Consider the following 13872-nt stretch of genomic DNA (forward strand, 5'->3'; position numbering starts at 1 on the left):
GCCCGTCTGACTATGTTGCAGGTACCGGGCAGGATGCATCGGGCATCGCAGCTCTCATAACAATAAAAGAGACGGACCCATGCAGAACTCGACCCAAGCGGCGAATGCCTGGCGCATTCTGTTCCTGCTGTTCCTGGCCAACCTGTTCAATTTCTTCGACCGCACCATTCCGGCGATCATCATCGAGCCGATCCGCATGGAATGGCACCTGAGCGACTTCCAGCTCGGCATCATCGGCACCGCCTTCACCATCGTCTACGCGATTGCCGGCCTGCCGCTCGGGCGACTCGCCGACACCGGCTCGCGCAGCAAACTGATGGGCTGGGGCCTGTTCGCCTGGAGCGGGCTGACGGCGGTCAACGGCATGGTTGGCAGCTTCTGGACGTTCCTGCTGGTGCGCATGGGCATTGGTATCGGCGAAGCCAGCTATGCGCCAGCGGCCAACTCGTTGATTGGCGACCTGTTCCCGGCACACCGCCGCGCGCGGGCCATGGGGATTTTCATGCTCGGCCTGCCGTTGGGTCTGTTGCTGGCGTTCTTCACCATTGGCGCGATGGTCAAGGCGTTCGACAGCTGGCGCGCGCCGTTCTTTATTGCCGCGGTGCCGGGTCTGATCCTCGCGGTGTTCATGTTCTATATCAAGGAGCCCAAGCGCGGCGCGGCCGAAACCGTGCAGGTCTCCCAGGAGCGCGTCGACCGCCCGATTCGCCGCGTGCTGGCGGTACCGACTTTCCTCTGGCTGGTGCTGGCCGGGCTGTGCTTCAACTTCGCCACCTATGCCTGCAACTCGTTTCTGGTGCCGATGCTGCAACGCTATTTCCTGATGCCGTTGCAGGAAGCGGCGGTCGCCACTGGGGTGATCGTCGGTATCACCGGTTTGATCGGCCTGACCCTGGGGGGCTGGATTGCCGACAAGATTCATCAGCGCGTCGCCAATGGCCGTCTGTTGTTTGCCGCGTTCAGCCTGATCATCTCCACCGTCACCACTGCCTGGGCCTTGCACGCGGGGCGGATCGAGATCGGCGTGTTCGTGGCGCTGTTCAGTGTCGGCTGGTTGTTTGCCTATAACTTCTACACCTGCGTGTACACGGCGATCCAGGACGTGGTCGAGCCGCGCCTGCGGGCGACGGCGATGGCGTTGTTCTTTGCCGGGTTGTACCTGCTGGGCGGTGGCATGGGGCCAATTGTGGTGGGCGGTCTGTCCGATCACTTTGCCCATTCGGCGATGTATGCCGATGGGGCTGCGCAGATGACCGAAGCGTATAAAGCCGTGGGCTTGCATGACGCCATGTACTTGATCCCGGTGGCGCTGTTCCTGACCATGCTGTTTCTGTTCCAGGCCTCGCGCAGTTTTGTGCGTGATGCCCAGCGGATGAAGGATGGGTTGGGGGCGGTGGAGGTGCCTGCTTCGGCGGCGACGGCTTGAGACCGAGGTGACCCCTTCGCGAGCAAGCGCGCTCCCCCAGTTGAAACATTCCAACTGCGGGAGCGGGCTTGCCCGCGATGAGGCAATTACAGGCTCCGATTTGCTCCAGTGAATAAAAAAGGCCCGCATTGCGCGGGCCTTTTTTCAGCGGAGCAGGGCGGTCATCAACCCGCCACCAACACCCGGATCGCTTCCAGTCGCAGCGCCGCCTTGTCGAGCATGGCCAGGCCTTGCTCGCGTTGTTGGCGCAGGGCCACCAGTTCGCTGTCGCGTACGGTCGGGTTGACCGCTTGCAGCGCCGTCAGGCGCGACAGCTCTTCGTCAGTGTCTGCAGCCAGGCGGCGCTTGGCTTCGGCCACACGCTCGGCGTGGCGTGGGGTGATCTTCTCTTCACCGGCGTTGATCCGTGGCGTCAGCTGGTCGCGCTGGGCCTGGATAAACTTGTTGGCGCTGGCCCGTGGCACGCTTTCCAGCTGGTCGTTCAGGGTTTCAAACGACACGCGGCTGGACAGGTCGTTGCCGTTGGCATCCAGCAGGCAGCGCAGGGCGGCCGGCGGCAGGTAGCGGCCCAGTTGCAGCGAGCGCGGGGCAACCACTTCGCTGACGTAGAGCAGCTCCAGCAACACCGTGCCAGGCTTGAGCGCCTTGTTCTTGATCAGCGCCACGGCGGTGTTGCCCATCGAGCCGGACAGCACCAGGTCCATGCCGCCCTGCACCATCGGGTGTTCCCAGGTGATGAACTGCATGTCTTCGCGCGACAGCGCCTGGTTGCGGTCGTAGGTGATGGTCACGCCTTCGTCGTCGCCCAGGGGGAAGCTGGCGTCGAGCATTTTTTCGCTGGGCTTGAGGATCAGCGCGTTTTCCGAATGGTCTTCGCTGTCGATGCCGAACGCGTCGAACAGGGTTTCCATGTAGATCGGCAGGGCGAACTGGTCGTCTTGTTCGAGGATGGCCTCGACCAGCGCATCGCCTTCACCCGCACCGCCGGAGTTGAGCTCCAGCAAACGGTCGCGACCGGTGTGCAGTTCCTGCTCCAGGCGCTCGCGCTCGGCACGGGCCTCGTCGATCAGGGCCTGCCATTCGCCATCGTCGGCGTTTTCCAGCAGCGGCAGCAGGCGCGGGCCAAACTGGTGCTGCAAGGCGTTGCCGGTCGGGCAGGTGTTGAGGAAGGCGTTCAGCGCTTCGTTGTACCACTGGAACAGGCGCTCTTGCGGGCTGGTTTCCAGGTAGGGCACGTGCAGTTCGATCACATGTTTCTGGCCGATCCGGTCCAGACGGCCGATCCGCTGTTCCAAGAGGTCGGGGTGCGACGGCAGGTCGAACAGCACCAGGTGGTGGGAGAACTGGAAGTTGCGACCTTCACTGCCGATTTCCGAGCAGATCAGCACTTGTGCGCCGAACTCTTCATCAGCGAAGTAGGCGGCGGCACGGTCACGCTCGAGGATGTTCATGCCCTCGTGGAACACCGTGGCCGGGATGCCGGAGCGCACGCGCAGCGCGTCTTCCAGGTCCATCGCGGTTTCGGCATGGGCGCAGATCACCAGGACCTTGGTGCGCTTGAGCATTTTCAGCTGGTCGATCAGCCACTCGACCCGTGGGTCGAAGCGCCACCAGCGGTTTTCTTCTTCGATGTCCGGCTGCGACTGGAAGCTGACTTCCGGGTACAGCTCGGCGTGCTCGCCCAGCGGCAATTCGAGGTATTCGTCCGGGTTCGGCAGCGGGTAGGCGTGCAGCTTGCGCTCCGGGAAGCCTTGCACAGCGGCGCGGGTGTTGCGAAACAGCACGCGGCCGGTGCCATGGCGGTCGAGCAGCTCGCGCACCAGGCGCGCGCTGGCTTCGGTGTCGCCATCGTTGACGGCGGTCAGCAGCGCTTCACCTTCGTTACCGAGGAAACCCTGGATGGTCTGGTGTGCGGCAGGCGACAGGCGGCCTTTATCCAGCAGCTCCTGCACGGCTTCGGCCACCGGGCGATAGTTCTCGCTCTCGGCGCGGAAGGCCTGCAGGTCGTGGAAGCGGTTCGGGTCGAGCAGGCGCAGACGCGCGAAGTGGCTGTCCTGGCCCAGCTGTTCCGGGGTCGCGGTGAGCAGCAGCACGCCCGGGATGACCTCGGCCAGTTGCTCGACCAGCGCGTACTCGGCGCTGGCCTTGTCTTCATGCCACACCAGGTGGTGGGCTTCGTCGACGACCAGCAGGTCCCAACCGGCTGCGAACAGCGCATCCTGGGCCTTCTCGTCGTCCACCAGCCACTCCAGGGCGACCAGCGCCAACTGGGTGTCTTCGAACGGGTTGGTCGCATCGCTCTCGATGAAACGTTCTTCGTCGAACAGCGCAACCTGCAGGTTGAAGCGGCGGCGCATTTCCACCAGCCACTGGTGCTGGAGGTTTTCCGGCACCAGGATCAGCACCCGGTTGGCGCGACCCGAGAGCAGCTGGCGATGGATCACCAGGCCGGCTTCGATGGTCTTGCCCAGGCCCACTTCGTCCGCCAGCAATACCCGTGGCGCGATACGGTCAGCGACTTCACGGGCGATGTGCAGTTGGTGCGCAATAGGTTGCGCACGCACGCCGCCCAGGCCCCACAGCGAAGACTGCAGTTGGCGGCTGGTGTGTTCCAGGGTGTGGTAGCGCAGCGAGAACCAGGCCAGCGGGTCGATCTGCCCGGCGAACAGACGGTCGCTGGCCAGGCGGAACTGGATGAAGTTGGAGAGTTGGGTTTCCGGCAGGGTGACCTGCTCGTTCTGTCCATTGAGGCCGTGATACACCAGCAGGCCATCGACGTCGTCGACTTCCTGCACGGTCATTTTCCAGCCTTCGAAATGGGTGATGGAGTCCCCCGGCGAGAACCTCACGCGAGTGAGGGGCGCATTCCGTAGCGCATACTGGCGGGTGTCGCCAGTGGCCGGATAGAGCACGGTCAACAAGCGGCCGTCCTGTGCCAGAACGGTGCCTAACCCCAGCTCTGCTTCGCTGTCACTAATCCAGCGTTGCCCCGGTTGATACTGCTGCGCCATGCTGCCTGACTCCCGCCGTGAAAAAGCCGACTATCTTAACGGAACAAGGCCCCACGCCCAAGGACTCTGACAAAAACTACTCCGTTTGCGCCAGCGTCCGGAAGCCGAATCGACGGGTGGCAGGCACTTGCGAGTGTCGACTGGGTCACAGCTTGGCGAGTGCGTTCTCAAGTCGCCACGCGGCCCGCCGACAGCCTGTTGATCAGGAGAATAACTATTATGCTGCCACCCATGCTGCCCGTCAGCGTTGTGCCGGTCACTTCGCAACTCGACCCGGTACGCCAGAAGCCGGATATCCCGCCCGTGGTGCCAGTACAAGCGGGCTCCAACGAAAGCACGATCGACCTGAAAAAGGGCGATGCCGAGCAGTCGACCTTTCTGCTGCGTGAAGAGCAACGCCGCCAGCAGGAGCAGCAAAAACGCCGGCGCGAAGCCGACGAAGACCCGGAGCAGCACCTGGCGATTCCCGGCGACCTGCTCAATGCCGACAATACCGTGCCGGTGGCGCCGCTGATCGAAGATGCGCCGCGCCAGGGCTTGTGGGTGGACGTCGAGGTCTAGTCGCGCAACGCCTGCAATGCCGCCATCAACTGCGCGATGTCATCGTCGTTGTTGAGTGGGCTGACGGAGATCCGCGCGATGCTTGCCAGCCCGCGCGCCTGCATGTCCAACGGCGTGTAGGCCACGCCATTGGCACCGATATTGATGCGCTTCAAGGCCAGGCGGCGCTTGAGTTCGAAAGCGTCCCAGCCGTCCAGGTTAAAGGCGATCAGCCCTGATTGCGCAGTGCCCAGGTCATGCAGGGAAATACCCGGCATCTGACGCAAGGCCTGGCGAATTCGCTCACTGGTGTGTGCGATCCGTTCCCATACTTGCTCAAGCCCCAGTCGATTCATCTCCTGCAACGCGTTGCCCAGCCCCGCCAACAAGGCAAACGACACTTCGCTGGTTTCAAAGCGCCGGGCGTCGTTGCGCAGGTCGAAACCGTCTGCGCTCCATGGCGCCGAAAACACATCGCGCTGGGCCGGATTCAGGCGCGGCAAAAAGTCCGGGCGCACATACAGCAGCGCGGTGCCACGCGGCCCGCGCAGGTGCTTGCGCCCGGCGGACTTGAGCACATCGCACTGCAGCGCCTGCACATCCACCGGCACCTGGCCGACGGCTTGGCCGGCGTCGATGAAATAGGCAATGCCATGACGTCGGGCCACGGCGCCGATGGCTTCGGCGGGGTTGATCAGGCCACCGTTGGCCGGCAGCCAGGTCAGGTCGATCAGCTTGACGTGCTCGTCGATCATCGACTCCAGCGCCAGCGGGCAGACCGCGCCGGTGGCATCGCAAGGGATGACTTCCACGCGCGCGCCGGCCTGCACCGCCAGGTCCATGCTGGCGAGGTTGCCCCCCCATTCATGGCGGCCGACCAGGATGCGATCACCCGGTTGCCACGGGCCCAGTGCCTGGAATGCCAGGCTCCAGGCGGCCGAGCCGCTGCTGGCGAAGGCGATCGACGCGGCGGGTGCGTTGAGCAATTGCGCGGCGGCGCGGCGGGCTTTTTCCACCAGCACGGCGCCATGCTCGCCGGCTTCCATGGGGCCATCACGGGCTTCGCGGTGCAGTTGATCGATAATCGCGTCGAGGGTCGCCTGGCTTGGCAGCGAGGCACCGGCGTGATTGAAATGCACGATGCCCGACTGGCAGCCGGGCGTGCTGTCGCGCAATTGCTGGACGTCGAGCGGGCTCACGGTTGCAGCTCGAAAATCGCGTCAACCTCCACGGCCACGCCGGCCGGCAGGCTGGAAACGCCAACGGCGGTGCGCACATGCCGGCCTTTTTCGCCGAGGGCATTGACCAGCAGGTTCGAGGCGCCGTTGGCAACCCCGCTCTGGCGCTGGAAATCACCGCTGCTGGCAATGAATACACCCAGGCGCAAAATGCGCACCAGGCGCGACAGGTCATCACCCAGCGCATGGCTTAATTGTCCCAGCAGGCCCAGCGCTGCCAGCTCGGCTGCCTGGGCGCCTTCTTCATCGCTGAGGGATTCGCCCAGGCGGCCGACGTAGGCGGGCTTGCCATCGACCATCGGGATTTGCCCGGAGACGAACAGTTGGTTCTGGCTGATCACATAGTTGATGTAGTTGGCCGCCGGTTGGCTCGGGGTCGGCAGCGTCAGGCCGAGGGCTTGCACGCGTTGGCGCAGGGAGTCGCTCATGATCCATCCTCCTGGGTTAAGAGGTGCCAGCATGTTGGCCGAGGAGGGCGGCGACAAGCGGATAGATCTCACCCGACGTATCGAAAAAACTCACGCGTCGCGGCAGGCTTCCAGCAGCCATTCGCTGAAGCACGCGGCGGCGTCACCGGCCGGGCCGGGCGGCGCGATCAGCCAATAGCCGATGTCGCTGTGATACGGCGGCCAGTCGAAGGCTTCCACCAGGCTGCCGTCCTGGAGCCTGCGCTGGATCAGGCGATGACGGCCCATGGCGATGCCTTGGCCGGCCACGGCCGCTTCGACCACGATGTTGTAGTCATGCAGCATCACGCGCGGGTGGCGGTCGAGGTCGACGTGGTAGTGCGCAGACCAATCCGTCCATTCGAAGGGGCGGTGCGAGGTGGCCATCAGCAGTGGGCTGTCATGCATCGCTTTGAATGTCGGGCTGCACACCGGGGAGATGACTTCCGGCATCAGCCGCGTGGCCTGCACGTCGGGCCAGTCGCCTTTGCCATAGCGAATCGCCAGGTCGACCTCGGCGCCGGCCACGTCCGCCAGTTGAATCGCCGGTAACAGCTCCACCTGGATATGCGGGTAGCGGTTGAGAAACCCGGCCAGGCGTGGTGCCAGCCACAGCGTGGCAAAGGAGGCGAGCAGGCCGACACGCAGCACGGTGGTGCTGGGCGCTGTTTTTTGGGTGCGGGTCGCGGCGGCGATGGCGTCGAGGGCCGGGCGGATTTCGTCGTAGTACTGTTGGCCGTCAGTGGTCAGATCGATCGCGCGGGTGCGACGGATAAACAACGATTTGCCCAAGTGCTGTTCCAACTTTTGCACCTGATGGCTGAGTGCACTCTGGGTCACCGACAACTCGCTTGCCGCCTTGATAAAACTCAAGTGCCGCGCCACGGCTTCAAAGGCGCGCAGGGCCAGCAGCGGGGGAAGGTCCTTGTGCAGTGCCACGTGAGCGCATCTCCTGGGGTGGATGGGAAGTGCCGATTTTGGGCGAAGGCCTGCATTTTGTCGCCCGCTCAATTGCCGTGAGGCGCTGGAGCCCGCATTATTGAGCGATTCCCGCCACGACGTAAGCCAAGCCATGAGTGAAGACGACAAGCTGATCGACCTGAACGCCGAACGTGCCAAGCGTGTGCATGACCTCAATGACAAGCGCCTGAATGAAGTGCGCCAAGCGTTTGAGCAGGCCATGCCGCTGGGAAAAGCCAAGAAAAAACCGAAGAACAAACCGAAAAAGCGTTGAAACAACCTGCATCCGTTGATGCAGGTCAGTTATTGCCCTTCTTTACGCCCCGTCGCGGGCGACATTGATCCTCGTCAATTTTCCAATCCGCCTTCTCCATTAACTTAGCCCTATCGCAACAGGGCAAGTGCAGGAGGCCGGTCATGTTTATCGATAATGTGGTATTTGCCGGGGTGCTGACTGTCAGCCTCATGGTGCTGTTTTTTGTAGGGTTCGGGATTTTTATCTGGAAGGACGCTAATAAGCGTAAAGAACCGTAAGTCTTTCTGGATTACATGAGCACGCAAGGCATTTTGGGCGACTTCGGTCGCCCTTTTTTTTGTTTGTTTTTTGGCATGTCCACTATTGCGGGAATGGCTGAAATGGACCCCGCGCTTATTGCAGATTTGCTTTTGTGTGGGAGCTGGCTTGCCTGCGATGCAGATAAATCGGTCTCTCAGTGAGACCCAGCCGATGCCTTCGCAGGCAAGCCAGCTCCCACAGTTGAGCGTGTTCCCCCGCACCACTGCGGTCGGCTGTTGGGCAAAGCGTGCGCGCTTTTGTGTGGGAGCTGGCTTGCCTGCGATGCAGACAACTCGGTCTTCCCGTGAGACCCAGTCGATGCCTTCGCAGGCAAGCCAGCTCCCACAGTTGACCGTGCTCCCTCGCACCACTTGGGTCGGCTTTTGGATTGCTGTGTGACTAGGCTCAAAGCGTGCGCGCTTTTGTGTGGGAGCTGGCTTGCCTGCGATGCAGGCAACTCGGTCTTCCAGTGAGACCCAGTCGATGCCTTCGCAGGCAAGCCAGCTCCCACAGTTGAGCGTGTTCTCTCGCACCACTGCGGTCGGCTTTTGGGTTGCTGTGTGAGTAGGCTCAAAGCGTGCGCGCTTTTGTGTGGGAGCTGGCTTGCCTGCGATGCAGACAACTCGGTCTTCCAGTGAGGCCCAGCCGATGCCTTCGCAGGCAAGCCAGCTCCCACAGTTGAGCGTGTTCCTCCGCACTATTCGGGTCGGCTGTTGGGGCACCGTGCTGTAGATCTTGATCAAGGCGCCTTATCACAAGACAAAAAAAAGGCGCGATCCCAATCAAGGATCGCGCCTTTTTTTCCGAGGGCAGCCTGTCAGCTACCCAGCGCCTTGGAGGCCAACCAGAACAGCCCGGCCGACAGGCCCACGGTCGCCGGCAAGGTCAACACCCAAGCCATCAGGATGGTCTTCACGGTGCCGCCTTGCAGGCCGCTCTTGTTCGCGACCATGGTCCCGGCCACGCCCGACGACAGCACGTGGGTGGTCGATACCGGCAGGCTGAAGATGTTGGCCAGGCCAATCATGCTGGCGGTGGTGATCTGCGCCGACATGCCTTGGGCATAGGTCATGCCCTGCTTGCCGATCTTCTCGCCGATAGTCAGTACCACACGCTTCCAACCCACCATGGTGCCCAGGCCCAGGGCCAGTGCGACCGCGAGGATCACCCAGAACGGTGCGTATTCGGTGGTAGCGGTCAGGTCTTTGCGCAGCTTGTCGAGGTCGGCCTTGTCACGTGCCGACAGATTCGGCAGCTTGCCGACTTTCTTCGCGGTGTCGTCCAGGCAGAGCAAATACCGGCGTACTTCAATGCGGTGATCGGCAGTCAACGAATGGTAATCGGAAACACCTTTCAAGGTGTTGACCAGCGCGTTGATGGTCGGCTCGGTCTGCTGCGGATTGCACTGGAACTTGCCAGGCAGGTCGTTCTGCACGCTTTTACCCAGGGCCAGGAACTCGCCGAGGGTGTCTTGATTGCGCTGGTAGAACTGACTCAAATGCACCGTCGCGTCGCGGGTACGCTCGATCTGGTAAGTAGTGCTGCCGAGGTCGAGAACGAATTGCGCCGGCACGATGCCGATCAGCACCAGCATGATCAGGCCGATGCCTTTCTGGCCATCGTTGGAACCGTGCACGAAGCTTACGGCCATGGCAGAAATCACCAGCACCAGGCGGTTCCAGAACGGCGGGTGTTTCTTGTCGTCGAGCTTGCGACGCTGGTCCGGGGTCTTGTGCATCTTCGACAGCGGGCGCCACCACTTCAGCGCGATCAGCACCAGGGCGGCAACGAGGAAACCGGCCATCGGCGAGAACACCAGGGATGCGCCGATATCGATCGCTTTCTGCCAGTTCACACCGTCAGCCAAGGGGATGTCGTTGATCAGTGCGTTGGCCAGGCCGACACCGAGGATCGAGCCGATCAGGGTGTGGGAGCTGGAAGCGGGGATCCCGAAGTACCAGGTGCCCAGGTTCCAGGTGATCGCCGCCGCCAATAAAGAGAAGACCATTGCCAGGCCATGGCCGGTATTCACATTGATCAGCAACTCCACCGGCAGCAAGTGCACGATGGCGTAGGCGACACCGACACCACCGAGCAACACGCCGAGGAAGTTGAACACCCCGGAGAAGAACACGGCCAGGTGCGGCGGCATGGCTTTGGTATAGATGACTGTGGCCACCGCGTTAGCGGTGTCATGAAAGCCATTGATGAACTCGAAGGCGAGGACAAAGGCCAGGGCGAGCAACAGGCTCACTAGAACCCAAGCATCCAGTCCGCTGAATAAATCGATCATGAAGGTTTTCTGACCCGGTCGTAAGGGGGCGCGATTATGCCAGAAAACCTCAGTAATCGATGCACTAGCTGCTCATCGGTAACAATCTTCATTGAAAAAACCGCGGCAAAAGGCGCCCATCCCAGGGTTTTCGGGGGGTTGGCAAGTCTTTGATTTATAACGCGGAGGGTGCCAGGGGCAGGGTTTTTTGGCGAAAACAGCATGCCTGAAACATTTGTATGAAATTTCGCTCGCGGCAGTGGGATGCCGAATAGCCGGCTGCTAGCTATGTGCCAGCAGCCTGGCGCAACCCGTGGCTCAAACCGAAGCGCTTATGGCTCTTCGGTTTTGAGTTCCTGTTCAATCTTTTGGATTTCCTGGGCAAATGCCTGGTCGAGCAGGCTGGCTCGTTTGCGCCATGGTTTGCGTTCAGGTTCAGGCTGGGCGGCGTAGGTGGTGATTTCCCCGCCGTAAACGTCCTTGTAACGTTGCTCCTGGCGCTCAAGTTCCGCGCGCAGTTCGTCTTTCGTCACATCGTTACCTAATTGAGTTGAGTAATTACATTGCAGCACGGTGCCTGAATGTCGCCCTCGGGCTCTTTCAAGTTAAACCGTTGCAGCGTTGAACTTGAAACAGGCACGAACGGCCATGGATTAATGCTGACATTCGAGGCAGGTAGTTGCGATCAACAATGCACGGCATCTGCATCATCTGGCCAGCTCCCGTCCCGACAGTGAAACCGGGCGGACCTGCATACAGGGTGCATTATAGCGGCGCATTTGAATAACACTATCGGCATAAAGTTAAAAAGCGTCAACTTTGTGTGAGCGTTTTGTTACACGAGCGCGTCAGTGTTTGCATAAAAGTTGGCGTCATAAAATCCACCCCACTTCGGACGTTAAAACCCCGCCCTAACTTTAGTTGGTTGGCGGGCGGACCCGTCCTCGGTCATGCAAAATTGCGATTATCGAATGAGCGTCCGATAATCGCCCAATGTTCCCGGTCGTGCCTTGTGCATCCCGGCCGGCGCGGCTTGTAATAGCAGCCAAGCCTCCCTTGCGGTTGACAATAAGAGAAAGGATCCCGACATGAACGATCAATTGCGCAACGCTTTCGCCTCAGTGGCGCCGCCGATCGTTGCCTCACCGGCCAAGCGTATCCAGGCCTTTACCGGTGATCCGGACTTCATGACCTCCCTGGCCCGTGGCCTGGCCGTGGTGCAGGCGTTCCAGGAACGCAAGCGTCACCTCACCATCGCCCAGATCAGCCATCGCACGGAAATCCCCCGCGCCGCCGTGCGCCGTTGCCTGCACACATTGATCAAGCTGGGCTACGCCACCACCGACGGGCGCACCTATTCGCTGCTGCCCAAGGTCTTGACCCTCGGCCATGCCTACCTGTCATCCACGCCACTGGCAGTGTCGGCCCAGCCTTACCTGGATCGCATGAGCGAGCAGCTCCACGAAGCCTGCAACATGGCCACCCTCGAAGGTGACGACATTCTCTACATCGCGCGTTCGGCCACCACCCAGCGCCTGATCTCGGTGGACTTGTCGGTGGGCGGGCGCTTGCCGGCCTATTGCACCTCCATGGGCCGCATCCTGCTGGCGGCGCTGGACGATGCCTCCCTGCAGGATTACCTCGACCATGCCGACCTGCAAACCAAGACCAGCCGTACGCTGACCACCCCCGAAGCCTTGTTCGAATGCCTGCAACAAGTGCGTCAGCAGGGCTGGTGCATCGTCGATCAGGAATTGGAGCAAGGCCTGCGCTCCATCGCCGTGCCGGTGTATGACGCGTCCGGCCAGGTGCTGGCTGCGCTCAATGTCAGTACCCACGCCGGGCGGGTTAGCCGCAGCGAGCTGGAGCAGCGGTTCCTGCCGAGCATGCTGAGTGCGAGTCGGGATCTGAGCGCGCAACTGTTTGCCTAACTGTTCGGTGACCGCACAGATCCCGGTTTGATCAATTGACGATGTTTCCCCTGGCTTATTACTGTGCGGCAGCGCTCTGAGCGCCGCCCAATAATAACGACGACCCCAGGCCGTCAGCCCGCCATCGGTGTGGAATAAAAATAATGAATCAGCCTTCTGTCGGTACCACGCTGGACGTCCAGTCCTTTATCAACGCCCAGCCGCTGTCACGCTACCAGTGGCGCGTGGTCATTCTGTGTTTCCTCATCGTATTCCTCGATGGTCTCGATACCGCGGCCATGGGCTTTATCGCGCCCGCTCTGTCCCAGGACTGGGGCATTGATCGCGCCAGCCTCGGCCCGGTGATGAGCGCCGCGTTGATCGGCATGGTCTTCGGTGCCTTGGGATCGGGGCCGCTGGCCGACCGGTTCGGGCGCAAGGTCGTGCTGGTCGGCGCGGTGTTGGTGTTTGGAGCATTCAGCCTGGCCTCGGCCTACAGCAGCAATGTCGACCAATTGCTGGTGCTGCGCTTCCTTACCGGGCTGGGCCTGGGCGCCGGCATGCCGAACGCGACGACGTTGCTGTCGGAGTACACCCCCGAACGCCACAAGTCGCTGCTGGTGACCAGCATGTTCTGTGGCTTCAACCTCGGCATGGCGGGTGGCGGGTTTATCTCGGCCAAGCTGATCCCGGCGTTTGGCTGGCACGCGTTGTTGATGATCGGCGGCATCCTGCCACTGATTCTCGTGGGGGTGCTCGTGCTGTGGTTGCCGGAGTCGGCGCGCTACCTGGTGGTGCGCAACCGTGGGACCGACAAGGTGCGCAAAACCCTGTCACCCATCGAGCCGACCATCGTCGCTCAGGCTACCCACTTCAGCGTGCCGGAGCAGAAAACCGTCAAGGCGCGCAACGTGTTTGCGGTGATCTTCTCCGGCACTTACAGCGCCGGCACCTTGCTGCTGTGGCTGACCTACTTCATGGGCCTGGTGATCGTGTACCTGCTGACCAGCTGGTTGCCGACCCTGATGCGTGACAGCGGCGCCAGCCTGGAGCAGGCCGCGTTTATCGGCGCGTTGTTCCAGTTTGGCGGGGTGTTGAGTGCAGTCGGGGTAGGGTGGGCGATGGACCGGTTCAACCCCCACAAGGTTATCGGCACTTTCTACCTGCTGGCCGGGGTGTTTGCCTACGCGGTGGGGCAGAGCCTGGGCAATATCACTTTATTGGCGACTTTGGTGCTGATCGCCGGGATGTGCGTCAACGGCGCGCAATCGGCAATGCCGTCCCTGGCGGCCCGTTTCTACCCGACGCAGGGGCGTGCCACCGGTGTGTCGTGGATGCTCGGCATCGGCCGCTTCGGTGCGATCCTCGGCGCGTGGATGGGCGCCACCTTGCTGGGCCTGGGCTGGAACTTCGAGCAGGTGCTGACCGCGCTGGTAATCCCGGCGGCGCTGGCTACGGCGGCCGTGGTCATCAAAGGCATGGTCAGCCACGCCGACGCCACCTGACCCGCCGT

General features: G+C 61.9%; 12 protein-coding genes. 6 read left to right on the forward strand and 6 right to left on the reverse strand.

Going from position 1 to position 13872, the window contains the following annotated elements; all coding sequences use genetic code 11:
• The first annotated feature begins 79 nt into the window (after nucleotides 1-79).
• A complete protein-coding gene (locus tag AC07OJ_RS08520) occupies nucleotides 80-1426 on the forward strand; it encodes a spinster family MFS transporter (protein WP_065902939.1) in 1347 nt (448 codons plus the stop codon).
• A gap of 164 nt (nucleotides 1427-1590) precedes the next feature.
• Here the strand turns inward: AC07OJ_RS08520 and rapA are convergent, their stop codons facing one another.
• Complete coding sequence (gene rapA, locus AC07OJ_RS08525; protein WP_065902937.1) at nucleotides 1591-4437, reverse strand: RNA polymerase-associated protein RapA; 2847 nt, start codon at nucleotides 4435-4437, stop codon at nucleotides 1591-1593.
• 219 nt (nucleotides 4438-4656) lie between these two features.
• On the opposite strand from rapA, the gene AC07OJ_RS08530 reads away from it, so the two are divergent.
• The gene (locus AC07OJ_RS08530; protein WP_065902935.1) at nucleotides 4657-4998 is read left to right on the forward strand and encodes an aspartate-semialdehyde dehydrogenase; all 342 of its coding nucleotides are present in this window, start codon (nucleotides 4657-4659) and stop codon (nucleotides 4996-4998) included.
• On the opposite strand, the gene AC07OJ_RS08535 is transcribed toward AC07OJ_RS08530, so the two are convergent.
• From AC07OJ_RS08535 to AC07OJ_RS08545, 3 genes are all read right to left on the reverse strand, one after another.
• Nucleotides 4995-6176, reverse strand: coding sequence for an aminotransferase class V-fold PLP-dependent enzyme (locus AC07OJ_RS08535; RefSeq protein ID WP_495094380.1), 1182 nt, complete (start codon nucleotides 6174-6176; stop codon nucleotides 4995-4997). The genes AC07OJ_RS08530 and AC07OJ_RS08535 overlap by 4 nt on opposite strands.
• A complete protein-coding gene (locus AC07OJ_RS08540) occupies nucleotides 6173-6643 on the reverse strand; it encodes a RidA family protein (RefSeq protein WP_065902931.1) in 471 nt (156 codons plus the stop codon). Before AC07OJ_RS08540 ends, AC07OJ_RS08535 begins: the two co-directional genes overlap by 4 nt.
• A gap of 90 nt (nucleotides 6644-6733) precedes the next feature.
• Nucleotides 6734-7600 (reverse strand): LysR substrate-binding domain-containing protein, encoded by an 867-nt coding sequence (locus AC07OJ_RS08545; protein ID WP_495094381.1) that lies wholly within the window; start codon nucleotides 7598-7600, stop codon nucleotides 6734-6736.
• 100 nt (nucleotides 7601-7700) lie between these two features.
• On the opposite strand from AC07OJ_RS08545, the gene AC07OJ_RS08550 reads away from it, so the two are divergent.
• Nucleotides 7701-7895: a hypothetical protein gene (locus tag AC07OJ_RS08550; RefSeq protein ID WP_106804916.1), complete on the forward strand. Its 195-nt coding sequence runs from the start codon at nucleotides 7701-7703 to the stop codon at nucleotides 7893-7895.
• A 143-nt stretch (nucleotides 7896-8038) separates the two neighbouring features.
• Nucleotides 8039-8155 carry a cytochrome c oxidase subunit CcoM gene (gene ccoM / locus AC07OJ_RS08555; protein WP_276145525.1) on the forward strand — a complete coding sequence of 39 codons (117 nt, stop codon included), beginning with the start codon at nucleotides 8039-8041 and terminating at the stop codon, nucleotides 8153-8155.
• A gap of 839 nt (nucleotides 8156-8994) precedes the next feature.
• On the opposite strand, the gene AC07OJ_RS08560 is transcribed toward ccoM, so the two are convergent.
• Both AC07OJ_RS08560 and AC07OJ_RS08565 read right to left on the reverse strand, forming a co-directional pair.
• Nucleotides 8995-10470: an inorganic phosphate transporter gene (locus tag AC07OJ_RS08560; protein WP_065902928.1), complete on the reverse strand. Its 1476-nt coding sequence runs from the start codon at nucleotides 10468-10470 to the stop codon at nucleotides 8995-8997.
• A 311-nt stretch (nucleotides 10471-10781) separates the two neighbouring features.
• Nucleotides 10782-10982, reverse strand: coding sequence for a hypothetical protein (locus tag AC07OJ_RS08565; RefSeq protein ID WP_057701255.1), 201 nt, complete (start codon nucleotides 10980-10982; stop codon nucleotides 10782-10784).
• A gap of 555 nt (nucleotides 10983-11537) precedes the next feature.
• On the opposite strand from AC07OJ_RS08565, the gene pcaR reads away from it, so the two are divergent.
• Both pcaR and pcaK read left to right on the forward strand, forming a co-directional pair.
• Nucleotides 11538-12380, forward strand: coding sequence for a pca regulon transcriptional regulator PcaR (pcaR, locus tag AC07OJ_RS08570; RefSeq protein WP_065902926.1), 843 nt, complete (start codon nucleotides 11538-11540; stop codon nucleotides 12378-12380).
• Nucleotides 12381-12523: 143 nt separating this feature from the next.
• Complete coding sequence (gene pcaK, locus AC07OJ_RS08575; protein WP_065902923.1) at nucleotides 12524-13864, forward strand: 4-hydroxybenzoate transporter PcaK; 1341 nt, start codon at nucleotides 12524-12526, stop codon at nucleotides 13862-13864.
• Nucleotides 13865-13872 lie beyond the last annotated feature (8 nt).

Source organism: Pseudomonas sp. GW821-FHT09C08, from assembly GCF_059418125.1.

Coding starts and splice junctions, on each gene's coding strand:
- pcaR (WP_065902926.1), top strand. CDS start 11,538: ATGAACGATCAATTGCGCAACGCTTTCGCCTCAGTGGCGCCGCCGATC.
- AC07OJ_RS08530 (WP_065902935.1), top strand. CDS start 4,657: ATGCTGCCACCCATGCTGCCCGTCAGCGTTGTGCCGGTCACTTCGCAA.
- AC07OJ_RS08540 (WP_065902931.1), bottom strand. CDS start 6,643: ATGAGCGACTCCCTGCGCCAACGCGTGCAAGCCCTCGGCCTGACGCTG.
- AC07OJ_RS08520 (WP_065902939.1), top strand. CDS start 80: ATGCAGAACTCGACCCAAGCGGCGAATGCCTGGCGCATTCTGTTCCTG.
- AC07OJ_RS08560 (WP_065902928.1), bottom strand. CDS start 10,470: ATGATCGATTTATTCAGCGGACTGGATGCTTGGGTTCTAGTGAGCCTG.
- rapA (WP_065902937.1), bottom strand. CDS start 4,437: ATGGCGCAGCAGTATCAACCGGGGCAACGCTGGATTAGTGACAGCGAA.
- ccoM (WP_276145525.1), top strand. CDS start 8,039: ATGTTTATCGATAATGTGGTATTTGCCGGGGTGCTGACTGTCAGCCTC.
- pcaK (WP_065902923.1), top strand. CDS start 12,524: ATGAATCAGCCTTCTGTCGGTACCACGCTGGACGTCCAGTCCTTTATC.